Source organism: Bifidobacterium moraviense, assembly GCF_012932365.1.
GTDB lineage: Bacteria > Actinomycetota > Actinomycetes > Actinomycetales > Bifidobacteriaceae > Bifidobacterium > Bifidobacterium moraviense.
Map to the genome: position 1 here is coordinate 189299 of NZ_JAAIIH010000001.1, position 22409 is coordinate 211707.

17 protein-coding genes are annotated in these 22409 nt (G+C 68.0%); 12 read left to right on the forward strand and 5 right to left on the reverse strand.

Annotated elements, in window-relative coordinates; translation table 11 throughout:
- The first annotated feature begins 304 nt into the window (after window positions 1-304).
- Complete coding sequence (locus tag G1C96_RS00865) at window positions 305-1786, forward strand: DUF1846 domain-containing protein (protein WP_169274759.1); 1482 nt, start codon at window positions 305-307, stop codon at window positions 1784-1786.
- Window positions 1787-1961: 175 nt separating this feature from the next.
- Window positions 1962-4859 (forward strand): cation-translocating P-type ATPase, encoded by a 2898-nt coding sequence (locus G1C96_RS00870; protein ID WP_205831983.1) that lies wholly within the window; start codon window positions 1962-1964, stop codon window positions 4857-4859.
- A gap of 102 nt (window positions 4860-4961) precedes the next feature.
- Here G1C96_RS00870 and G1C96_RS00875 read toward each other — a convergent pair whose 3' ends face one another.
- Window positions 4962-6350: a nucleobase:cation symporter-2 family protein gene (locus G1C96_RS00875; RefSeq protein WP_169274760.1), complete on the reverse strand. Its 1389-nt coding sequence runs from the start codon at window positions 6348-6350 to the stop codon at window positions 4962-4964.
- Between the two features lie 53 nt (window positions 6351-6403).
- Window positions 6404-6985, reverse strand: coding sequence for a xanthine phosphoribosyltransferase (locus G1C96_RS00880; RefSeq protein ID WP_169274761.1), 582 nt, complete (start codon window positions 6983-6985; stop codon window positions 6404-6406).
- A 152-nt stretch (window positions 6986-7137) separates the two neighbouring features.
- On the opposite strand from G1C96_RS00880, the gene G1C96_RS00885 reads away from it, so the two are divergent.
- Window positions 7138-7635, forward strand: coding sequence for a hypothetical protein (locus G1C96_RS00885; protein ID WP_169274762.1), 498 nt, complete (start codon window positions 7138-7140; stop codon window positions 7633-7635).
- A 29-nt stretch (window positions 7636-7664) separates the two neighbouring features.
- Window positions 7665-10250 (forward strand): UvrD-helicase domain-containing protein, encoded by a 2586-nt coding sequence (locus G1C96_RS00890; RefSeq protein ID WP_169275209.1) that lies wholly within the window; start codon window positions 7665-7667, stop codon window positions 10248-10250.
- 85 nt (window positions 10251-10335) lie between these two features.
- Here G1C96_RS00890 and G1C96_RS00895 read toward each other — a convergent pair whose 3' ends face one another.
- Together G1C96_RS00895 and G1C96_RS00900 are read right to left on the reverse strand one after the other, a co-directional pair.
- Window positions 10336-13608 carry a DUF3427 domain-containing protein gene (locus tag G1C96_RS00895; RefSeq protein WP_169274763.1) on the reverse strand — a complete coding sequence of 1091 codons (3273 nt, stop codon included), beginning with the start codon at window positions 13606-13608 and terminating at the stop codon, window positions 10336-10338.
- Window positions 13605-14075 (reverse strand): (deoxy)nucleoside triphosphate pyrophosphohydrolase, encoded by a 471-nt coding sequence (locus G1C96_RS00900; protein WP_169274764.1) that lies wholly within the window; start codon window positions 14073-14075, stop codon window positions 13605-13607. Before G1C96_RS00900 ends, G1C96_RS00895 begins: the two co-directional genes overlap by 4 nt.
- A 210-nt stretch (window positions 14076-14285) precedes the next feature.
- On the opposite strand from G1C96_RS00900, the gene G1C96_RS00905 reads away from it, so the two are divergent.
- From G1C96_RS00905 to rpsD, 4 genes are all read left to right on the forward strand, one after another.
- Window positions 14286-14723, forward strand: coding sequence for a DUF4418 family protein (locus G1C96_RS00905; protein ID WP_169274765.1), 438 nt, complete (start codon window positions 14286-14288; stop codon window positions 14721-14723).
- A gap of 1 nt (window position 14724) precedes the next feature.
- Window positions 14725-15939 carry an ABC transporter permease gene (locus G1C96_RS00910; RefSeq protein WP_169274766.1) on the forward strand — a complete coding sequence of 405 codons (1215 nt, stop codon included), beginning with the start codon at window positions 14725-14727 and terminating at the stop codon, window positions 15937-15939.
- Window positions 15939-16751 carry an ABC transporter ATP-binding protein gene (locus G1C96_RS00915; RefSeq protein ID WP_169274767.1) on the forward strand — a complete coding sequence of 271 codons (813 nt, stop codon included), beginning with the start codon at window positions 15939-15941 and terminating at the stop codon, window positions 16749-16751. The genes G1C96_RS00910 and G1C96_RS00915 overlap by 1 nt, the downstream gene beginning before the upstream one ends.
- Before the next feature lie 269 nt (window positions 16752-17020).
- Window positions 17021-17647 carry a 30S ribosomal protein S4 gene (rpsD, locus tag G1C96_RS00920; protein WP_169274768.1) on the forward strand — a complete coding sequence of 209 codons (627 nt, stop codon included), beginning with the start codon at window positions 17021-17023 and terminating at the stop codon, window positions 17645-17647.
- Window positions 17648-17752: 105 nt separating this feature from the next.
- Here rpsD and G1C96_RS00925 read toward each other — a convergent pair whose 3' ends face one another.
- Window positions 17753-18118, reverse strand: coding sequence for a phage holin family protein (locus G1C96_RS00925; protein WP_169274769.1), 366 nt, complete (start codon window positions 18116-18118; stop codon window positions 17753-17755).
- An 80-nt stretch (window positions 18119-18198) separates the two neighbouring features.
- Between G1C96_RS00925 and G1C96_RS00930 the strand changes: the two genes are divergently transcribed.
- From G1C96_RS00930 to alaS, 4 genes are all read left to right on the forward strand, one after another.
- Window positions 18199-18873: a histidine phosphatase family protein gene (locus tag G1C96_RS00930; protein WP_169274770.1), complete on the forward strand. Its 675-nt coding sequence runs from the start codon at window positions 18199-18201 to the stop codon at window positions 18871-18873.
- 91 nt (window positions 18874-18964) lie between these two features.
- Window positions 18965-19378 carry a DUF948 domain-containing protein gene (locus tag G1C96_RS00935; protein WP_169274771.1) on the forward strand — a complete coding sequence of 138 codons (414 nt, stop codon included), beginning with the start codon at window positions 18965-18967 and terminating at the stop codon, window positions 19376-19378.
- Window positions 19378-19614: a hypothetical protein gene (locus G1C96_RS00940; protein WP_169274772.1), complete on the forward strand. Its 237-nt coding sequence runs from the start codon at window positions 19378-19380 to the stop codon at window positions 19612-19614. Before G1C96_RS00935 ends, G1C96_RS00940 begins: the two co-directional genes overlap by 1 nt.
- 106 nt (window positions 19615-19720) lie before the next feature.
- Window positions 19721-22402: an alanine--tRNA ligase gene (gene alaS / locus G1C96_RS00945; protein ID WP_169274773.1), complete on the forward strand. Its 2682-nt coding sequence runs from the start codon at window positions 19721-19723 to the stop codon at window positions 22400-22402.
- Window positions 22403-22409: the final 7 nt, after the last annotated feature.

Genomic DNA, 22409 nt, shown 5'->3' on the forward strand with positions numbered 1-22409 from the left:
ACCGCTTCCTTTGGTGCGCCTTGAAGTCGCACGCATCGGCGAATTTCACTCCGTGATCGAATAACGGAGTGTCCTCTCCTCGGTCGACGTACCTTTGTACGTCTTCCCTCGGTGCGCCTTGAGGACACACACGTTATTCGATCCCTCCGCGGGAAGTGTTGATGGAATGTCCTCTGCATTATGCGAGACGTGACGTCGTTGACTTACGGCAGTGGGTAACGGGCCCGGAACCGCGTGGTTCCGGGCCCATTCGCGTATAATCGTGTCGTTTTACGACGCCGTGCCAGAGTAAGGAGACGCCGCAATGCGACAGGGATTCGACAACGAGAAGTACATCGAGCTGCAGGCCGCCAGGATCCGCGAGCGCATCGCGCAGTTCGGCGGCAAGCTGTATTTGGAGTTCGGCGGCAAGCTGTTCGACGACCACCACGCCTCGCGCGTGCTGCCCGGATTCGAGCCGGACGCCAAGTTCCGCATGCTCAGCAGCCTCGCCGACGACGTGGAGATCGTCATCGCCGTCAACGCCAACCACATCGAGCAGGCCAAGGTGCGCGGCGACCTCGGCATCACGTACGACGAGGACGTGCTGCGCCTCATCGACGTGTTCCGCTCCCACGGGTTCCTCGTCGGCGCGGTCGTGCTCACCCAGTACGCCGGCCAGCCCGCCGCCGACGCGTACCGCCGGCGTCTCGCGCAGCTCGGCGTGACCTGCCGCCTGCACTATCCGATCCCCGGATACCCGCACGACATCGCGCGCATCGTCTCCGACGACGGCTACGGGCGCAACGAATACGTCGAAACCACGCGTCCGCTCGTGGTGGTCACCGCGCCCGGCCCCGGCTCCGGCAAGCTCGCCACCTGCCTGTCGCAGCTCTACCACGAGCACCAGCGCGGCGTGAAGGCCGGGTACGCCAAGTACGAGACGTTCCCCGTGTGGAACCTGCCGCTCAACCATCCGGTCAACATCGCCTACGAGGCCGCCACCGCGGACCTCGACGACGCGAACATCATCGACCCGTTCCATCTGGAGGCGCACGGCGAAACCACCGTCAACTACAACCGCGACGTGGAGGCGTTCCCCGTGCTCAGGGCCATGATGGAGCGGATCATGGGGGAGAGCCCCTACGCCAGCCCCACCGACATGGGCGTGAACATGGCGGGCTACGCGATCACGGACGACGAGGCGTGCCGCGAGGCCGCGCGCATGGAGATCGTGCGCCGCTACTTCACCGCGGCCGTGGCGTTCAGGCGCACCGGCGCCGGGCTCGACCAGCTCGACCGACTGCGTTCGATCATGCAGAAGGCCGGCGTGGACGAGAACCTCTCGCCGGCGCGCAAGGCCACGCTCGACAAGGAACAGGCCACGGGAGCGCCGGCCGGCGCGATGGTGCTCGCCGACGGGCGCGTCGTCACCGGCAAGACCGGCGACCTGCTCGGAGCGGCCAGCGCGCTGCTCATGAACGCGCTCAAGGCCGTCGCCGGCGTGGACGATGCGCTCACGGTCATCCACGACGACGCGATCGAGCCGATCTGCCGGCTCAAGACCGAGCATCTGAAGAGCGCCAACCCGCGTCTGCACTCCGACGAGACGCTCATCGCCCTGTCCATCACCAGCGCCGTCGACCCCGTCGCACGCCGGGTGATCGACGGGCTCGACGCGCTCAAGGGCTGCGACGCGTTCTTCTCGGTCATCATCTCCGCCGCCGACGAGGCCCTCTACCGCAGGCTCGGCATCAACGTGTGCTGCGAGCCGAAGTACGAGCGCGCATCGCTGTACCACCGGTAGCCGGAGCGAATCTCCGTGTCCTCCTCGCCCGTGCCACGTACCACGAACGGGCGGAGCGGCCTCGTCCTCGGCTCCCGGGCCTTCCGATCGCTGCGCCGCGGCACTACAATCGGGGCTACGGGGCGCGCTGGTGACGGCGCCCGGGAACCACGGCAGCGAGGTCGGGTGATCGGCGATGATCGTCTCCAACGGCACACGGGCATCCTCGTACTCCATGGACGAGGTCAGCGTCATGACGACCGGTCAGGTCTACGAGGCGCTGCAGACCACCGAGGGCGGACTGTCCGCGACCGAGGCACGCATACGGCTCGGCGCATACGGACGCAACGTCATCGAAGAGCGGCGCCGCACGCCCGCGGCGCTCCTCCTGCTCAAGGGATTCACGCATCTCATGGCGCTGCTCCTGTGGGCCGCCGGAGCCGTCGCGTTCGTGGCCGGACTCACCGAACTGGGCGTCGCCGTCTGGCTCGTCAACGTCATCAACGGCGTGTTCAGCTTCTGGCAGGAATACCGCGCCGGCAAGGCTGCGGAGGCGCTCAAGGACATGCTGCCGCAGCACGTGAACGTGATGCGCGACGGCGAACGCGTCAGAATCCTCGCGCAGGACGTGGTTCCCGGCGACGTGCTCATCCTGGAGGAGGGCGACAGCATCTGCGCCGACGCCAGGCTCGTCGCCGCCAGCGATCTGCAGGTCAACCAGTCCACGCTCAACGGCGAATCCACGCCCGCGCGCAAGCGCGCCGACGCCGTGGACGTCGGCGGGCTCACCGCGGCGGAGATCCCCGACCTCGTCTACGCCGGAACGTCGGTGGCGCAGGGCCACGGTCGCGCCGTGGCGGTATGCACCGGCATGACCACCAGGTTCGGCCGGATCGCCCGGCTCACCCAGAGCGTGGAGGACAAGCCCAGTCCGCTGCAGGTCGAGCTCAACCATCTCACCCGGCAGATCACCGTCTTCGCGGCGTGCATCGGCACCGCGTTCCTCCTGCTCGACATCCTCTTCGTGCACAATCCGCTCGCCCAGGCGTTCCTGTTCGCGCTCGGCATGATGGTCGCGTTCATCCCCGAGGGCCTGCTGCCCACGGTCACGCTGTCCCTGGCCATGGCCGTGCAGCGCATGGCGAAGCGCAACGCGCTGGTCAAGCGGCTGTCCAGCGTCGAGTCGCTCGGCTGCACGTCCGTGATCTGCACCGACAAGACCGGCACGCTCACCCGCAACGAGATGACCGTCGAAGCACTGTGGACGGCGCGGCGCGAATACCGCGTCACCGGGCTCGGCTACGCGCCGCGGGGAGCCGTGGAGGCCGAGGGACGAGTCTGGACGGCACGGGACGACGCCGTGCTGCGCGATCTCGTGGGCGCGGCGGCGCTGTGCACGAACGCGCACCTGCATGCCCCGTCCGGCGAGGAGCGGGACGGATCCGCGGCCGTGCGCGAACACCACGACGCCTCCGCCGACGGCCGCTGGCAGGTGTACGGCGATCCCACCGAGGCATGTCTGCTCGTGGCATGCGGCAAGGCCGGTCTCGACCCGGATGCGCTCGCCGACGTCATGCCCCGCATGTTCGAGCTACCGTTCGATTCGCGGCGCAAGCGCATGAGCGTCGTCAACGCCATGCCCGACGGCACGCTGCGCCTCAACGTCAAGGGCGCGCCCAACGAGGTCGTCGCGCTTGCCACGCACGTGGCCACCGATGCCGGGGACGTGCCCATGACCGCGGCGCTTCGGGAACGGATCATGGCCGCCAACGACGCGTACGCCGATCGGGGGCTGCGCGTGCTGGCCGTCGCGCGGCGCACGCTGGACGCCGACGAGGCCCGTGCCGTGAGCTCCGGCGTCCCGGACGCGGGGGACGCGTCCGCGCCGCTCTCCGCCGAACGGATGGAGCGCGGTCTCACGCTGCTGGGGCTGGAGGCGATGGTGGATCCGCCCCGGCCCGAAGTGGCCCGTGCCGTGGAGCAGTGCCATACGGCGGGCATCCGCATCATCATGATCACCGGCGACTACGGCCGCACCGCCGTGGCGATCGCGCGGCGCATCGGCATCGTGGGCGCGGGCGACGTGCGCGTCGTCTCCGGTCCGGAGCTGTCGACGATGGGTGACGCCGAGCTGACCGAGGCGCTGCGCGGAGACGTGGTCTTCGCGCGCATGGCGCCCGAGCAGAAGCTGCGCGTCGTGACCTGTCTGCAGCGCATGGGGCAGATCGTCGCTACCACCGGCGACGGGGTCAACGACGCGCCCGCGCTCAAGAAGGCCGACGTGGGCGTGGCCATGGGCATGGCGGGCACCGACGTGGCCAAGGAGGCCGCGGACATCATCCTCGCCGACGACAACTTCGCGTCCATCGTCGCCGCCATCGAGGAGGGACGCGCCGTCTACGCCAACATCCGCCGGTTCCTGCTGTACATCCTCAACTCGAACGTGCCGGAGGCCGTGCCCAGCGCCGTCTATCTGTTTTCCGGCGGCATGGTGCCGCTGCCGCTGACCACCATGCAGATCCTGACGATCGATCTGGGCACCGACATGCTGCCCGCGCTGGGACTCGGCACCGAGCCGCCGGAGGACGGCGTGATGGACCAGCCGCCGCGCGATCCGCGCGAACGCCTGCTCGACCGTCCCACGCTCGTCAAGGCGTTCCTGTGGTACGGTCTGCTCGGCACCGTCGCCTCGCTCGCCGGATACTTCCTGGTGAACGTGCTGCACGGCTGGCCGCACGTCCCGCTGGCGGGAATGACGGACGACGCCGACCCGGTGTACGTGGCCGCCACCACCATGACGCTGGCGTCCATCGTGTTCGCGCAGATCGGCGCGGTGTGGAACTGCCGCACGTCCCGCTCGTCCGCGCTCCGCGCGGGACTGTTCTCCAACCGGACCATCACCGTCGGCATCGTCGCCGAGATCGCGCTGCTCGTGCTCATCACCGAGGTGCCGGCGCTGCAGGGCGTGTTCCACACGGCGCCGCTCGAATTCGCCGACTACTGCTATCTGGCGTGCATTCCGTTCGCGGTGCTCGGCATCGAGGAGCTGCGCAAGCTCGTCTGCCGCGTTCATGCCCGCCGCGCGGCGCGATGACGCTGCCGCCGCCGGTCATGGAAAGGCCCCGAATCCGATCTCGAACGGATTCGGGGCCTTCGCGCATCGGCCGCGCGGCGACGAGTCGCAAAGCGTCTGATGCTACTTCGCCGGCGCGTCGTCCTTCGTGCCGTCGCCGGGAGCGGCGGCAAGGAAGTGCTCTTCGCCCGGCAGCACGGCGTTGAGGATCACGGCCACCACGAACGCCACGGCGATGCAGTTGGATGCGAAGATCGACTGGAACAGGGCGGGGAAGTTCGCGAAGATCGTGCCCACCTCGGTGAAGCCGATGCCGATCGTCAGGCTTAGCGCGGCGATCGTGATGTTGCGCTGCGTGTAGCCGGCCTCGGAGATCATCTGGAAGCCGGAGAGGATGATGTTGCCGAACATCATGATCGTGCAGCCGCCCAGCACCGCCTGCGGCAGCGAGTTGAACACCTCGGCCACGGCCGGCACGAAGCTCGCCAGCACGAGGATCAGGCCGCCGGAGAGGATGACCTTGCGGTTGACGACCTTCGTCATGGCCACGAGTCCGATGTTCTGGGCGAAGCTGGTCAGCGGCAGGCAGCCGAACAGGCCGGACACCGACGAGATCAGGCCGTCGCCGGCGATGGCGCCCGCGGTCTCCCTCTCGGTGGGCTGGCGGTTGAGGCCCACCTTGGTCAGCGCGGCCGTGTCGCCGAGCACCTCGACCGAGGAGACCACGTACAGCAGCGCGAACGAGATGATCGCGCCCCAGTCGAACACGGGCCTGAACGGCATGACGTGCGGCAGGGAGACGATCTGCAGGTCCTGGAAGCCGGAGAAGTCGACCTTGCCCATGCAGATCGCCACGACGTAGCCGACCACGAGGCCGAACAGCACCGACAGCTGCTTGGCGGTGCCCTTCATGAGCAGCTGGAACGCGAGGCACGCCACCAGCGAGATCAGGCCGAGCGTGAGGTTCTGCCAGCTGCCGAAGTCCGCGGCTCCCTGGCCGCCGCCGAAGCTGTTCGCGCCCACGCTCAGCAGCGAGAATCCGATGGACGTGACGACGATCGCCGAGACGATCGGCGGCACGAAGCGACGCCACCACTGCGCCGTCAGGCCCAGCGCCACCTCCAGCAGGCCGCCCACGAGCACCGCGCCCACCACGGCGCCGTAGCCCTTGTCGGATACGATGGCGATCGCTGCCGCCACGTAGGTGAACGAGATGCCCGTCACCATGGGCAGGCGCGAGCCGATGCGCCAGATGCCGTACAGCTGCAGGCAGGTGCCCAGGCCCGCCACCAGCAGACCGGACTGGATGATGGTGGCGGACTCCGCCGGGCTCATGTTCGCCGCGGCCGCCACCAGAAAGATCGGCGCCAGATTGGCGACGAACATGGCCATGACGTGCTGCAGGCCGAACGGGATGCCGCGCCAGAACGAGACCGGCGCGTCGAGGCTGCTCAGCGCCTTGAACGACACGGCGTCGCCCGTCTTCGGTTTCTTCTTCTCTTCAGCGCTCATGCGGGTGCTCCTTGGTGTCTCTTCTCTCTTGTCTCTCTTTGCGGTACGCCACGTCAGTGACGGAAGTCGATCTCGCCGGTCTCGGGGTCCATGGCGTCCACGATCGCCAGCGAATCCACGTCGTAGCCCTGCTCGCGCAGCAGACGGCCGCCGTCCTGGAATCCCTTCTCCACGGCGATGCCGATGCCCTCGATCACCGCGCCGGCCTTGCGGCACAGTTCGATGAGGCCCTGCATGGCCTTGCCGTTGGCCAGGAAGTCGTCGATGAGCAGCACGTGGTCGCCGGCGTTGAGGTACTTCCTGGACACGATCACCGGGAACTCCTTCTGCTTGGTGAAGGAGTACACGGTGGTGGAGTACTGGTCGCCGTCCAGATTGATGGACTGCGCCTTCTTGGCGAACACCACCGGCACGTCGCCGAAGTGGCGGGCCGCCATGCACGCGATGCCGATGCCCGAGGCCTCGATGGTGAGGATCTTGTCGATCGGCTTGCCGGCGAAGTGCTCGGCCCACGCGGCGCCCATGTGGTCGAACAGCGCCACGTCGCACTGGTGGTTGAGGAAGGCGTCCACCTTGAGGACGTTGCCGGGCTTGACCGTGCCATCCTTGGCGATGCGGTCTTCCAGTTCCTGCATGATGCTCCCTTGGTCGGTCGGATACGGAATGCAGCGAGGATACCACCGGGCTGATACCGCCGGGCCGGTGCAGGGCGCCCGCGCAAAGGCAGGCCTTGCGCTACGCTGTAAGGCGCTCTGCATCCGAATCCCACCATCAGAAAGGCGGCACCATGCGCCGAGGCCTGAGAATCACATCCGTCGTCATGATCGCGGCGGCCGTCGCCTACGCCGTCGCGGCGGGCCTGCTGTTCGCCCGCTCCTCGGTGTTCGACGTCGACAAACTGATGTTCAACACCCCGAACGCCCTGATCACCGGCGAGGACGCGATCGTGCCGTTCGGCGCCGCGTTCGTGGCCGCTGCGCTCATCCTCGCGGTCTCCGGCGTGCTCGGCCTGCTCGCCTCCACGGGCGAGAACAAGGTGCTGCTCACCGTGTTCCAGGCGATCACGTGGGTGACGATGGTCCTCGTGCTGCTGGTGGTGCTGTTCAACGTGCTGGCGGTGCGCACCGACAACCTGCTGCTGCTCATCGCCACCGCGGCGCTGTTCGGTGTGGGCGCCGACCTGGCGCAGCGCGTCAAGCGCGAGATCCGCATCGCCGAGGGCAAGCGCTACAAGGGCCACCAGCCGAACGGCGGCCGGAACGGCCGTCAGGGGAGGTCCAAGTGAGCGGATACGACGCGCAGCCCGAAGTCACCATGCGCGGCGCCGACGAGCTGATCGGCGACCTCAACCCCCAGCAGGCCGAGGCCGTGCGCTACCAGGGCCCCGCGCTGCTCATCGGCGCCGGCGCCGGCTCCGGCAAGACGCGCGTGCTCACCCGCCGCATCGCGTGGATCCTCAGCCAGTTCGGCGCATGGCCCAGCCAGATCATCGCCATCACGTTCACCAACAAGGCCGCCGCCGAGATGCGCGAACGCCTCGCCACGCTCATCGGCCCCGTGGCCGAACGCATGTGGGTCTCCACGTTCCACTCGGCGTGCGTGCGCATCCTCAGACGCGACGGCAAGGCCATCGGACTGAAGTCCGGGTTCTCCATCTACGACACCGCCGACTGCGAGCGCCTGATCAAGCTCATCGGCGCCGACCTCAACGTGGACCTCAAGCGCTACACGCCGCGCGTCATCCTGGGGCGCATCTCCGACTTCAAGAACAACCTCACTGACTGGCGCACCCAGCTCGCCGCCTACGCGCCCGACTACCGTCCCGGCCAGCGTGGCTACCAGATGGGCCGCGTCGGCAACGTGGAGGAGCTGTACGCCGTGATGTACGCGGAATACCAGCACCGCCTCGCGCTCGCCAACGCCGTGGACTTCGACGACCTGATCATGCGCACCGTGGAGCTGCTGCGCACCCAGCCGGCCGTGGCCGACTACTACCGGCACAAGTTCCACTACATCCTCGTGGACGAGTACCAGGACACCAACCACGCGCAGTACGTGCTCGTGCGCGAGCTCGCCGGAGTGGACGCGGTGGAGCGCCCCGCATGGGTGACCGTGGTGGGCGACTCCGACCAGTCCATCTACGCGTTCCGCGGCGCGGACATCCGCAACATCCAGGACTTCGAGAAGGACTTCCCGCACGCGCGCACGATCATGCTCGAACAGAACTACCGTTCGACGCAGACCATCCTGGACGCCGCCAACGCGGTGATCTCGCGCAACGAGGGGCGCAAGCCCAAGAAGCTGTGGACCGCGCTGGGCAAGGGCGAGCCGATCGTGGGCTACGCGGCGGACAACGCGCAGCAGGAGGCGCAGTGGATCGCCACGGAGATTGCGCGCCTCGCCGCCGAGGAGGGCATCGCCTACTCGGACATGGCCGTGATGTACCGCGCCAACGCGCAGTCGCGCTCGCTGGAGGAGGCGCTCATCAACGCGGGACTGCCGTACCAGCTGGTGGGCGGCACGAAGTTCTACGAGCGCCGCGAGGTCAAGGACGCGATGGCGTACCTGCAGGCGATCGTCAACCCCGTGGACAGCGTGAACGTGAGGCGCATCCTCAACGTGCCCAAGCGCGGCCTGGGCGCGCGCGCCGAGGCGCTCGTCTCCGGATACGCGGACGCCAACGGCGTGAGCTTCTGGGACGGCGTCGCGAACCTGGAGCGCATCGAAGGCATGCCCACGCGCACCGCCAACCAGCTGGGCGCGTTCCGCGAGCTGATGACGTCGCTGTCCGCGTTCGCCGCGGAGCATGCGGGCAAGCCCAGCGAGGTGGTGGCGGAGGTGCTCTCGAAGTCCGGCCTGCTGGAGGAGCTGCAGCGCAGCGAGGACCCGCAGGACGCCTCGCGCGTGGAGAACCTCTCGCAGCTGCAGTCCGTGGCCGCGGAGTTCGAGCAGAACACGCCGGACGCCACGCTGGCCGGGTTCCTGGAGACCACGGCGCTGGTGGCCGACTCCGACCAGCTGCCGGGCGAGGGCGAGGACACCGGCAAGGTGACGCTCATGACGCTGCACACCGCCAAGGGACTGGAGTTCCCGGTGGTGTTCCTCACCGGCATGGAACAGGGCACGTTCCCGCACTCGCGCTCGCTGGAGGACGCCTCCGAGCTGGCGGAGGAGCGGCGCCTCGCCTACGTGGGCATCACGCGCGCCAAGCGCAGGCTGTACGTGACGCGCGCGGCCGTGCGCGCCCAGTGGGGGCAGGCCGCCGAGATGCCGCCCAGCCAGTTCCTCGACGAGATCCCGGACGAACTGATCGACTGGAAGCGCCGCGAGGCATCCGTGGAACGCATGCGCGGCGGCTGGGGGAGCGACGCCGACGATGAGTTCGGCGGGTTCGAGTCCGGGGACGACGACTTCGGAGGGTTCTCGTTCGGAGGATCGCGGTCCTACGGTTCGTCGTCGTACGGCAGTTCGTCGTCGTACGGCGGTTCCTCGTCCCGCGGATCCGGCTCGTCCCGTTCCTCGTACGGTTCGTACGGCTCGCGCTCCGGAGGATCGTCCTCCCGCGGCGGCGCGTACGGACGTACGTACGGATCGTCCGCGTCCCATGGTTCCTCATCGCGTGGCGGCTCCGATGCGTACGGTCGTACGCGCGGCGGCAAGGTGACCACGCGCCACGCCGCGCCCAAGGCGGCGGCCCAGCCGGCGTCCTCGCTCGCCAAGGACAACCAGCTCAACATCGCGGACTTCGCCGTGGGAGACAAGGTGATCCACGACCAGTACGGCCTGGGCACCGTGCAGGACACGCAGGACAAGGGCCGCAACTCCGTCATCACCGTCGACTTCGGCTCCAAGGGCGTCAAGCGCCTCATGCTGCGCGTCGCCCCGATCGAGAAGCTGTAGGAGGCCGCGCGGTCTCCTCGATCGGAGCCGTCCGCGGTCCGGCATGGCGCAGCGCGCATGCGACGGATCGCGGACGGCGCGTCGGTTAGCCGATGAGATGCCGGTAGAGCTCCGGTTCGATCGGCCGGGCCAGTCGCAGCGTGGACAGCGTCACCCTGACCTCGCCGGTACCGTCGGCGTTCGGCTTCGTGGTCAGCTCGGGATGCTCGAAGGCCGTGACGTGACCGACGTAGTAGTACCTGCCGCCCTTGATCTTCCTGCCGTCCGGGGTCTCCGACTCGGCCTTGCGCATGACGAACAGCGGCACGAAGTGCGTCCGTCCCCAGTCCGCTCCGGCGTTTTCGCGCAGCCAGCGGAACTCGGGGGAGTCCGGGGTTCGCCCGTTCTTGCTGAAGTACCGCATCTCCTGCGGGTTCAGGAACTCGTCGGCGTACTGGCTGGTGGCGTATTTGACGAAAATCGGCATCGTGCCGCTCTCCCGGTCCAGATAGTAGCCGCCGACGTTCTGCGGCGTGTTCTCGTTCTTCCACCCGCACAGACGCATCACGTCGTCCAGCGAGTACTTGCGTTCGTACAGGAACGCGCCGTCGAATGGGCGCGGCCCCGCCTTCGCGTCGCGGAACATGTCTCGGCAGTTGGCCAGACCCACCCGCAGCGTATCGGCGAGAAAGACGCGGAACGTCCGGCTCCCGGACAGCATGGAGGCGAACCGGGCGCTCAGCCGGTAGCGGATGTCGTCCTCCGCGTCCGGCTGCTCCGCGGCGATCAGCGGAACGCCTCCGAAGCGAGTCCTGTTGCCCTCCCGGAAGTAGGAGAAGTCCAGCACGCCGATCGCCGAGTCGAACTGGACGTCCGATCGGTCGGCCCGGGGGAACTCCCGCAGAATCGCCGCCTCCAGCGCGGTCCGGCTCATCGGGCCCGGCTCGTTCCAGCCGGCGCGGTCCTCCGCTGCCGATCGCTCGTCGGCGAATCCGCACAGATGCTCGAGGATCACCAGCTCGTGCGGACGCAATCCGGGCAGCAGCAGTTCGGTGGCCATCTTGAGGATCGCGTTCTCGGTATCTCCGACCGGATCCGGCGGCACGATCCCCGTTGTCTCCGAGCCCCTGCCGAGGCTCTGCTCGCGGGAGATCACGAAGTCGAGGTAGTTGCCCCGCTTCGATGCCAGCGTGTACGGCAGCGACGGATCATGGGCGTAGATGTCGGTCAGCATGGGGATGCGTCCCAGCTCGTAGCGCGTCTGCCGATACTGTTCGGTCAGGCGTCTCATGTCCGACCAGTCGGCCGTGTCCAGCGATCTGAGGATGCGTTCCCGGGCGATCGGGTCGAAGCTGATCGACGACAATCCGATGGATTTGCGCTGCAGGTTCCTGCGCGCGCGGTCGCGGTCGCCGGTGTTGCCGTACAGGGCGACCGGGATCAGGTAGTTGTTGGCGTAGTTGCCGATGAAGTCGATGACGACCACGCTGTCCTTGTGCGGGAACTTGCGCAGGCCGCGTCCCAGCTGCTGGGTGAAGACGATGCTCGACTGGGTGCTGCGCAGCATGACGATCTGGTTGACCGCGGGGATGTCGACTCCCTCGTTGAACAGGTCGACGGTGAACAGGTAGTCGAGTTCTCCCTCGGTGAGCCTGCGCACGTACTCGGCGCGCCGCTGCTGCGAAACCTGGCGGTCCTCGCCGTCCTTGCTGGTCACGGCGGCCGTGCGGTAGGGACGCTCCGCCTGCTGGTTCCACTCCTGGTTGAACAGCCGCGACAGCTCGCGTGCCTCCTCCTGCCTGCTGCAGAACACCAGCCCGGTGACGGGGACGTTGAACTGGCCATACTCCCGCAGCTTGCCGATGATGTAGCGCACGCGCTCCCGAGTGGCGAGCTGACCGATCTCGTATCGGAGCTGTCCCGACTCGTCGGCGGTGAGGCCTTCGCCGGTGCCGACGCCGATCCGATGCCGAACGGTGTGCGTGCGCCCCCGATCGTCCTGGTACTCGGCGTCGTGCGTGCCGAGGTATTCGGCGACGCCGTAGTAGTGGAACGGGCAGAGCATGTTCTCGTCCAGCGCCTTCTGCAGCTGGATCTCATAGGCGACGTTGTTGCCGAACAGTTCGAAGATGTTGATGCCGTCGGTGCGTTCCGGAGTGGCGGTCATGCCGAGCATGAAGTCCGCGTCCCCGAAATGGTCGATGACTTTCCGATAGCTTTCGGCGCCGGCGTGGTGAACCTCGTCGATCAGCACGTAGTCGAACTCGTCGGAGGAGAACCGGTCCAGCGTCCTGCTCATCGTCTGCACGGTGGCGAACACGTATCTGCGGTCCGACTGCTTGCTGCCGCCGGAATAGAGTCCCAGATCGGACTCGTCGCAGCCGAGCACCTTCCGGTACGACTGCATCGCCGCCTTGAGGATCATCTGCTGCTGGGCGATGTACAGCATGCGTCCTGGACGGCATGCGCGCACGTCGAACGCGGATAGATAGGTCTTGCCCGTGCCCGTGGCCGACACGATGATCGCGCGGTGCTCGCCCTGTTCCCGGAGTCTTCCGAGATTCGCCAGCGCTTCCTCCTGCATGGCGTTGGGACGGATGTCGCGGCTCTCAAGGGACGCCAGGATGTCCTTGCGCGGCGGCGCGTACCTCCTGAAGTCCTCCTCGTACCGCCTGATCCACTCTTCGGTGAGCGGCACCGAATCAGCCACCTGCGATGCGATCTCCTCGCGCACCTGCCTCACCAGTTCGCCCGTGCCGAGGGAGGAGACCTTCAGATTCCACTCGCGCTGGGTGCTCAGCGCCGCGTCCGTCAGATTCGAGCTGCCGATGAGCAGATCATAGTAGCGGGCGCCGTTGCGCATGCGGCGGGCGAAGACGTAGCCTTTCGGGTGGAACGGTTGTCCCTGTGCCGTGCGCCGGTCGTCTTCCGAGCCCTCCCAGATGCGCACGTCGACGTCGGCGGTGCGCTGCAGGTGCAGCAGCTCCCAGAAGGCACGGGGATCGTTGAAGTGGCCCTTCGTGGAGGTGATCAGACGGCTGACGGCTCTCTCCCGTCCGTCGAACCCTGTGCCAGCGGCCATGGCGTTGGCGTGATGGGCGCGGAAGTCCTCCAACAGGCTTTGGATCGCACCGGCGGAGACGAACGCGACCGAGATGTCGAAGGCGTCGCTGTTCGCGAGCTCGTCGCTGAGCTGATCGTGCATGGTGAGCTCGCCGCGGTTGGAGATCAGCGTCGGCATGTAGGTGTCGGAGGCCTCGATTCGCCGTTCCACGAAGGCGGAGAAGGCTCCGTCGAGCACCGACCGCCGTGCCTCGTCATCGGCCGTCGGCGCGGTCGGGGGAACATGTCGATCGTACCCGGGCTTTGCGGTCGTCATGCCTCATCGTCTCCCGGCCGTGCGGGGACGTTCGCGGCGAACGTGCGGCCGGCGATGATGCCGACCGCCTGACGGTCCACCGGCGCCCAGTCCAATCGCGGCATTTCGGACGGCGACAGCCATCGGATGTCCGCGTGCTCGGTCAGCCGCGGCATGCCCCTGAGCAGATGGCAGACGAACGTGGTCAGCCGCACGGTGCCGAAGTCATAGTCGTACGCGCTCGTGCACACCTCCTCGGCGACGTCGACCTCGCACAGCAGCTCCTCCTCGATCTCGCGGTGCAGCGCCTGCCGCGGCGTCTCGTGCGGTTCGATCTTGCCGCCCGGGAACTCCCAGAATCCTTCCAGCGACTTTCCCGGTCCCCGTCGCGCGCACAGCACCGTCCCGTTGCGGACGATCGCCGCTCCGACCACGTCGATGATCCTGCGTCCGGGATGCGCCCCGGTCTCGTTGCGATCCGTCTCCATCGCCTCCCTCATGATCCGTTCGCACCCGTGATTCCCGTTCACGGTCATGCGACCATGCGACCAGGATACCGTGCCCGGACCGTCCCGGGGAGCGGGGCAGTATACGGTCACCGCCGCGCAAAGTCAAGGGTTGTGTTTGCCTCCGCGCCACGGGATAATGGCGGACGTTTGCTTGCCGGCGGAGCCGGAGAGAAGTCAGGAGAGAATCACATGAAGAACAAGCTGTTCGCCTCGGTCCCGTCCATCGTGTTCGGCGCGCTCATCGCCGTGGGGCCGCAGACCTTCGCGCACGCCTGCCTGAGGCACGACACGCCGGGCGCATGCCACTACTCGGCGCTCGCGGCCACCGGCGTGGGCGTGGTGATCCTCGTGCTCGGCGTCGCGGCGCTGTTCGCGGATGCGAGGGTGCGCATCGGCCTCAACGTCGCGGTCATCGCCGACGCGCTGCTGGTCCTCGCCGTCCCGACCGTGCTCATCGGCGTGTGCAGGGGCGCCATGATGCACTGCCGCATGGTCATGCTGCCCACCCTCGTCGTGCTCTCCGTGCTGACCATCGTCTTCGCGCTCATCGCCATCCGCCTCGACGCGAAGGCCACACAGACCGCCAAGGCCGAATCCGTCTCCGCCGAGACCGGGACCGCTCGCTGACATGGCCGCGCACATCAGTCTGGGCGCGCTGCCGCTGGAGAACCTCAGGCGCAAGCCGTTCCGCACCGCCGCGCTGCTCGTGGTGGTCACCATGCTCACCGTCGCCTTCTACGCCGGGTCGATGCTCTCGCTCAACCTCGACGCCGGCCTGACCAGCATGGAGGAGCGCATGGGCGCCGACCTCATGGTGGTGCCGCAGAACACCGGCGCCAAGGCCGAGGCGCTGCTCACCAACGGCGACTCGAACACGTTCTACTTCACCAACGACATCGAGTCCGCGGTCGCCGGTGCGGACGGCGTGGCGCAGGAGAGCGCGCAGACCTACATCTCGTCGCTCGTGGCCGACTGCTGCGACGAGAAGGTGCAGATCATCGGATTCGACCCGTCCACCGACTTCGTGATCGAGCCGTGGATCACCTCGCAGTACGACGGCACGCTGGCCGACGGACAGGCCGTGGCCGGGGCGAACATCAACGTGTCCGCCGACGGCACGATCAGGCTGTACGGGCACCGGTTCCCGGTCGTCGCCCAGCTGGGCGCCACCGGCACATCGCTCGACAACTCCGTGTTCGTCAACCGGGCCACCGTGCCCCAGGTGGTGCGCTACTCCGCCGAGACGGGACATCCCGCCATCCCCGAAGGCTACGAGGACAAGGTCACCTCCGCGGTGCTCATCAAGGTGGCGCCCGGCTACGAGGCAAGGACCGTCGCCTCGAACATCGCGCGGGCCACCGGCATCGACGATCTGGGCTACGTGTATCCCGGCGGCGTGACCGCCTCCACGAAGAGCAGCCTCGGCGCGGTCATGCGCTACGTGGCCGTGTTCGTGGCGATCTTCTGGGCCATGGGCGTCGTCGTGCTGCTCGCCGTGTTCTCCGCCACCGCCAACGAGCGCAAGCGCGAGTTCGCGAGCCTGCGCATCATGGGCGCCACGCGGGGCCAGCTGGCGCGTCTCGTCGTGGGGGAGTCCACGCTCGTGGGCGTGATCGGCGGCGTGATCGGCGTGGGCCTGTCCTCGCTGGCGATCCTGCCGTTCAGCGCGCTCATCGGACGCGAACTGCAGCTGCCGTACCTGCAGACCGGATTCGGCACCGTCGCGCTCCTCGTCGCCGTCGCGCTCGTTTTCGCCACCGTGACCGGCGCGCTCGCCTCGGTGCTCGCCGCGGTCCGTCTGGCGCGGCCGGAGGCGTATCTGACGCTGAGGGAGGGGGAGTGATGGCGCTGCTGGAGATCCGCGACCTGACGCGCACCTTCGTGCGTCGCGGCCGTCCGTTCGCGGCCGTGGACCACGTCTCGCTGACGATCGACTCGGGCGAGTTCGTCGCCATCGTGGGCCGTTCCGGCAACGGCAAGTCCACGCTGCTCAACCTCGTCACCGGCCTGCTCGCCCCCACGTCCGGCACGGTCACGATCGACGGGACCGACGTGGCCGGGCTCGACGACCGTGGCATCTCCGCGCTGCGCAACCGGACCATCGGCTTCGTCACGCAGTCGCAGACGCTGCTGGGCAACCTCACCGTGCTCGACAACGTCATCCTGCCGGCGACGATGCACGCCGCGAACGAGACCTCCGCAGAGCGGTCCGAAGCGGTGGCGCGGCCCGAGACGGCGCCGCCGCCCGCGGACGCCGGTCTGCCGGACACCATCGCCCCGATCGCCGCGCCGGCCGGCCCCGATGCGCTGGAGACCCGCGCGCTCGGCCTGCTGGGAAGGCTCGGCGTAGCCGATCTGGCCGGATGCCGTCCCCGCGAGCTGTCCGGCGGGGAGATGCGCCGCGTGTCCATCGCCCGAGCGCTCATGAACCGCCCCAGGCTGCTCATCGCCGACGAGCCGACCGGCGATCTGGACGCGCAGAGCACCGAGACGGTCATGAGGCTGCTGCGCGAGGAGGCGGACCACGGCACCGCGGTGCTCATGGTCACGCACGATCCCGACGCGCTTGCCTGGGCGGACGTCGTGTACGCCATGGACCGCGGCGTGCTGAGCGAGCGCGGGCGCGCGCCGGAGAGGACGGCCGACCGCCCGTGAACGCGGCGCGCCCCGGGGATATGCGGCTGGCTCGCGCGTCGGTCCACGGGTTGTGTGTATTATTGACGATTGGTGTCTGCCAACCGGCAGCCCTATCTGGAGTCTTAGCCCATCAACGGGTCGGAGGCCGCGCCCCGCGGGAATCGCCACGGGATACGGCCGCTCGTGCGTGCACGATGAAGCGTTGGAGAGGCCGACTCAGCGTCGGGGATCGCAGGATCCGCGGCGTTCCGTTCAGATAACGACAGAAAAGAAAAGGTTCAAAGAACATGACCAATGTTCAGCGTTCCCGCCGTCAGGTGCGTCTTTCCCGCGCCCTCGGCATCGCTCTGACCCCGAAGGCCCAGCGCATCTTCGAGAAGCGCCCGTACGCCCCCGGCGAGCACGGCCGCGACCGTCGCCGCACCGAGTCCGACTACGCGGTGCGTCTGCGCGAGAAGCAGCGTCTGCGCGCCCAGTACGGCGTCTCCGAGAAGCAGCTCCGCCGCGCCTACGAGCAGGCCACCCGCGAGGCCGGCCAGACCGGCAACGCGATGCTCGTCGATCTCGAGACCCGTCTCGACAACCTGGTGCTGCGCGCCGGCTTCGCCCGCACCACCGCCCAGGCCCGTCAGTTCGTGGTGCACCGTCACATCCTGGTGGACGGCAACATCGTGGATCGTCCGTCCTACCGCGTCAAGCCCGGCCAGACCATCCAGGTGAAGGCCAAGAGCCAGACCATGGTGCCGTTCCAGATCGCCGCCGAAGGCGTCCACCGTGACGTGCTGCCCGCGGTCCCCGGCTACCTTGACGTGAACCTGGCCTCCCTGAAGGCCACCCTCACCCGCAAGCCGGAGGTCGAGCAGATTCCGGTGCAGGTCAACATCCAGTACGTCGTCGAGTTCTACGCTCGCTGATCTGGATCATCATTTAGGACATACCGAAGGAACCCCGCGGTCGCAAGGCCGCGGGGTTCCTTCGTCGTAGACGGGGTGGCGGGGAAAAAGACGATTCACTGGCCGTCAGTCGCTGATGATCGACGAGACGATGCCGGAGACGACCGCCATGATGATCGACCCGAGCACCGACCACCAGAAGCCGTCGATGAACACGCCCACGCCGAACGCGCTCACCGCCAGCCACGAGGCCAGCCGCATGAACAGCCAGTTGAGCACGAGCGCGAACACGCCGAACGTGAGGAAGGTCAGCGGCAGAGACAGCAGCTGCACGGTCGGTTTGATCGACGCGTCCAGCAGTGCCATGAACAGGGCGAACGCGACGACGCCGAGCGCCGCGGGCTTGCCGACCGGACGCATGCCGGGCAGCAGCCACACCATGACGCCGGCAGCCACGGCCAGCGCGATCCAGCGGGAGAGGAAATCCTTCATGCCGCCATTGTCGCACAGGCGGCTTGGGTCGGCCACGGGCAAAACGTGGCACGGGCCCGCGGCGGTGCCATAATCGAGGCATGATCCTTCATCTGCACCTCGTCCGCCACGGACAGACGTACTTCAACCGCTACAACCGCCTGCAGGGCTGGTCCAACTCGCCGCTGACCGAATCCGGCCTCGCCGACGCCGGCAAGGCGGGGGAGAAGCTCAAGGGGCTCCGGTTCGCCGCCGCCTACTGCTCCGACACCACGCGCGCGCAGCAGACCGCCGAACGCATCCTGGACATCAACCAGAACGCCGGACACGAGCGTCCGCGCCTCGTGGCGGACATGCACTTCCGCGAGCAGTGCTACGGCTACTTCGAGGGGCTCGACATGTCGATGGCGTGGTACGCGGCCGGCGCCCCCCACGGCGCGAAGACGTACAACGAGATCGTCGAGAAGTTCGGTCTCGCCGCGTCGCGCGACTTCCTCAAGGAGGCGGATCCGTTCCACGACGCCGAATCCGACGACGAGTACTGGGCCCGCGTCGAAGGAGCGTTCGCGCTGATCGCCGCCAACCCGGACCTGCAGGACGGCGACGACGTGCTGCAGATCTCCCACGGCAACACGCTGCTGAGCCTGGCGCACCGCTTCGGCGGCCCCGATCTGGACCTGAGCGAGCGCCCCGCCAACGGCTCGGTGACGGTGCTCGACTTCGACACGGACAAGCCGTTCGCTCAGGCCGTGTCCATCGTCTCGTACAACTCCTGACGTTCCCGCGTTCCGGCGCCCGTGCCGCGTGCGCGCAAAGTGGCGGGGCGGTGGTAGCCTTGTGCAGTAATTGTGCGACCAGGGAGGAAGAATGGATGTAGGGCAGATCGCCGGCCTCATCGCGGCCATCGCATTCGTCGTGCTGGCGGGGTTCATGATCTACCCGCTGATCCGGCTGGGCAAGCTGTTCGACCAGATCGCCGAGACCGTCAAGCAGACCGGCGACCATGCGCTGCCCGCGCTCGACGAGTCGGTCACCACCGTCCGTCAGGTCAACAAGTCGCTCGACGACGTCAACAAGATTTCGGCGGCGGCCTCGACCACCGCCAACAACGTGGGCGCCCTGACCGACCTGTACGGCTCGTTCCTCGGCAAGCCGGTCATCAAGGCGCAGGCCGCCATCTACGCGGCCAGGACCACGGTGAAGTCGTTCCTCGACGGACGCGCCAAGGCGACGCGCGGCGAGACCGCGGACGCCGGTTCCGACGACGGCGGGGAGGCGTGATGCTCAAGCGACTTTTCTGGCTCGGCGTGGGCATGGCCGCCGGCGTCGTCATCGTGGCCAAGGCGCAGTCCTACGTGAGGGCGCACACCCCCGACGGCGCGCGCCAGTTCGTCCTCGGCGCCGATCAGGACAACGTCACCGTGCGTACGCTCGCGGCGCTGTGGGAGGACTTCAACGACGCCCGCGAACGGCGCGAGCGCGAACTGTCCGAACGCTACGTCACCACGCCGCGCTGAGCCCCGCGCCGCACGGGACAGGGGTCCGCGTGCGCCCCGCGGCAAGCCGTGCACGCAGCAGACTTCAAGTGAAGAAACCAACAACCAATCAAGGAGCCCAACTACCTTGCGTACGTCCGAAATCGCCAGGCGATACCTCGACTACTTCGCGAAGCACGACCATCTCGTCGTGCCCTCCGCGTCGCTGATCTCGCCGAACCCGACCACGCTGTTCACCATCGCCGGCATGGTGCCGTTCATCCCGTACCTCATGGGCGAGCAGACCCCGCCGAAGCACCGCATGGCGTCCAACCAGAAGTGCGTGCGCACCCTGGACATCGACGAGGTGGGCAAGACCACCCGCCACGGCACCTTCTTCCAGATGCTCGGCAACTTCTCCTTCGGCGACTACTTCAAGGAGGAGGCCATCCACTTCGCCTACGAGCTGCTCACCACCCCGCAGGACCAGGGCGGCTACGGCTTCGATCCGGAGAAGCTGTGGATGACCACGTTCACCGACGACGAGGAAGCCCGTTCGATGTGGAAGAACGAGGGCGTCGACCCCGAGCACATCCAGATCATGGGCATGGAGGACAACTTCTGGACCACCGGCGGTCCTGGCCCCGGCGGCCCCTGCTCCGAGATCTACGTGGACCGCGGCCCCGCGTTCGGCCGCGAGGGCGGCCCGATCGCCGACGAGAACCGCTACATCGAGATCTGGGACCTCGTGTTCGAGAACTACGAGGTCGACAACGTCAAGTCCAAGACCGACCTGCACATCGTCGGCGAGCTCGAGCACAAGAACATCGACACCGGCGCCGGCCTGGAGCGCCTCGCCTACCTCATGCAGGGCAAGGGCAACATCTACGAGACCGACGAGGTCTACCCGGTCATCGAGGCCGCCGAGCGCCTGTCCGGCCGCAAGTACGGCGAGGACGAGGCCATGGACGTCAAGTTCCGCGTGGTCGCCGACCACGTGCGCTCCGCCCTGATGATCATGTCCGACGGCGTGCGCCCGTCCAACAACGGCCGCGGCTACGTGCTGCGCCGCCTGCTGCGCCGCACCATCGAGGCCATGCGCGTGCTCGGCGTCGAGGACGCCGTGCTGCCCACCCTCTTCCCGACCTCCAAGGAGGCCATGGTCGCCAGCTACCCGGAGCTCAACGACACGTTCCATGAGGTCTCCGAGTCCGCCTACGGCGAGGAGGACGCGTTCCGCCGCACCCTGAGCGCCGGCATCGACATCCTCGACGTGGCCGTGAGGAAGGCCAAGGAGTCCGGCTCCGACGCGGTCGTCTCCGGCGACGACGCCTTCAAGCTGCACGACACCTACGGCTTCCCGATCGAGCTGACGCTCGAGATGGCCGAGGAGCAGGGCGTCAAGGTGGACGAGGCCAAGTTCCGCGAGCTCATGAACGAGCAGAAGAGCCGCGCCCGTCAGGATGCGCTCAAGAAGCGCCACAACGTGGACCTGTCCGTCTACGACGACTTCAAGAAGACGCTCGCCGCACCGATCGACTTCCTGGGCTACACCGACATGTCCGCCCGCGCCCGCGTGATCGGCATCATGCAGGAGGGCAAGGGCTCCGTCTCCGCCGTGACCGGCCCCGCCAGCATCGAGGTCATCCTCGACCGCACCCCGTTCTACGCCGAGGCCGGCGGCCAGCTCGCCGATCAGGGCGAGATCCTGTCCGACGACGGCGCGGTGCTCGAGGTCGACGACGTGCAGAAGCCCATCAAGGGCCTCATCGTCCACCAGTGCCGTCTGACCGAGGGCACGCTCGTCGTGGGCGCGGAGGTCAACGCCAGCATCGATCTCGCCCGTCGCGGCGCCATCGCCCGGTCGCACACCGCCACGCACATGGTGCACAAGGCGCTGCGCGAGGAGCTGGGCCCGCAGGCCACCCAGCGCGGCTCCGAGGACGCCCCGAATCGTCTGCGCTTCGACTTCCAGTGGTCCAGCGCCCCCAGCCAGGCCGCGATGAACGCCGTCGAGGCGCGCGTCAACGACCGTCTGCGCGACAACCTCGTCGTCACCACCAAGGAGATGAAGTTCGACGACGCCATCGCCCTCGGCGCCATGCACCTGTTCGGCGAGAAGTACGGCGACGTCGTGCGCGTCGTCTCCATCGGCGAGGACGGCTGGAGCCGCGAGCTGTGCGGCGGCACGCACGTCGACCACGTCGGCAAGATCGGCGCGATCAACATCATGTCCGAGGCCTCCATCGGCTCCGGCGTGCGCCGCGTCGACGCCGTGGTGGGCCAGGGCGCCTACGAGTTCAACGCCCGCGAGCACGCGCTCGTCTCGCAGCTGTCCGACATGGTCAACGCCCGCCCCGACGAGCTGGCCGACCGCATCACCACGCTGCTCGCCAAGCTCAAGGAGTCCGACCAGAAGCTCAACGCGCTCTACGCCGGCCAGCTCGCCGCCGTGGTGCCGCAGATCGTGGAGGGCGCCAAGGCCTCCGCCGCGGCCGTCAAGGTGGCCGCGCGCAACGTGGGCAACTTCGGTTCCTTCGACGCGCTCAAGAAGGCCGTGACCGACACGCGCGCCCAGCTCGGCGAGGACGCCCCCGTGGTGGTGGCGCTGGCCGGCGTGACCGAGGAGAACAAGCCGCTCGTCGTGGTGGCCACCAACGAGGCCGCGCGCAAGGCCGGCATCAAGGCCGGCGACCTCGTGCGCGGCGCCTCCAAGATCCTCGGCGGCGGTGGCGGCGGCAAGCCGGACTTCGCCCAGGGCGGCGGCCAGGACGCCTCGAAGATCGACGAGGCGCTGGCGGCCCTCGCCAACGAGGCGCAGAAGGGCTGATCGCCTC

Coding starts and splice junctions, on each gene's coding strand:
- G1C96_RS00865 (WP_169274759.1), top strand. CDS start 305: ATGCGACAGGGATTCGACAACGAGAAGTACATCGAGCTGCAGGCCGCC.
- G1C96_RS00870 (WP_205831983.1), top strand. CDS start 1,962: ATGATCGTCTCCAACGGCACACGGGCATCCTCGTACTCCATGGACGAG.
- G1C96_RS00875 (WP_169274760.1), bottom strand. CDS start 6,350: ATGAGCGCTGAAGAGAAGAAGAAACCGAAGACGGGCGACGCCGTGTCG.
- G1C96_RS00880 (WP_169274761.1), bottom strand. CDS start 6,985: ATGCAGGAACTGGAAGACCGCATCGCCAAGGATGGCACGGTCAAGCCC.
- G1C96_RS00885 (WP_169274762.1), top strand. CDS start 7,138: ATGCGCCGAGGCCTGAGAATCACATCCGTCGTCATGATCGCGGCGGCC.
- G1C96_RS00890 (WP_169275209.1), top strand. CDS start 7,665: ATGCGCGGCGCCGACGAGCTGATCGGCGACCTCAACCCCCAGCAGGCC.
- G1C96_RS00895 (WP_169274763.1), bottom strand. CDS start 13,608: ATGACGACCGCAAAGCCCGGGTACGATCGACATGTTCCCCCGACCGCG.
- G1C96_RS00900 (WP_169274764.1), bottom strand. CDS start 14,075: ATGGAGACGGATCGCAACGAGACCGGGGCGCATCCCGGACGCAGGATC.
- G1C96_RS00905 (WP_169274765.1), top strand. CDS start 14,286: ATGAAGAACAAGCTGTTCGCCTCGGTCCCGTCCATCGTGTTCGGCGCG.
- G1C96_RS00910 (WP_169274766.1), top strand. CDS start 14,725: ATGGCCGCGCACATCAGTCTGGGCGCGCTGCCGCTGGAGAACCTCAGG.
- G1C96_RS00915 (WP_169274767.1), top strand. CDS start 15,939: ATGGCGCTGCTGGAGATCCGCGACCTGACGCGCACCTTCGTGCGTCGC.
- rpsD (WP_169274768.1), top strand. CDS start 17,021: ATGACCAATGTTCAGCGTTCCCGCCGTCAGGTGCGTCTTTCCCGCGCC.
- G1C96_RS00925 (WP_169274769.1), bottom strand. CDS start 18,118: ATGAAGGATTTCCTCTCCCGCTGGATCGCGCTGGCCGTGGCTGCCGGC.
- G1C96_RS00930 (WP_169274770.1), top strand. CDS start 18,199: ATGATCCTTCATCTGCACCTCGTCCGCCACGGACAGACGTACTTCAAC.
- G1C96_RS00935 (WP_169274771.1), top strand. CDS start 18,965: ATGGATGTAGGGCAGATCGCCGGCCTCATCGCGGCCATCGCATTCGTC.
- G1C96_RS00940 (WP_169274772.1), top strand. CDS start 19,378: ATGCTCAAGCGACTTTTCTGGCTCGGCGTGGGCATGGCCGCCGGCGTC.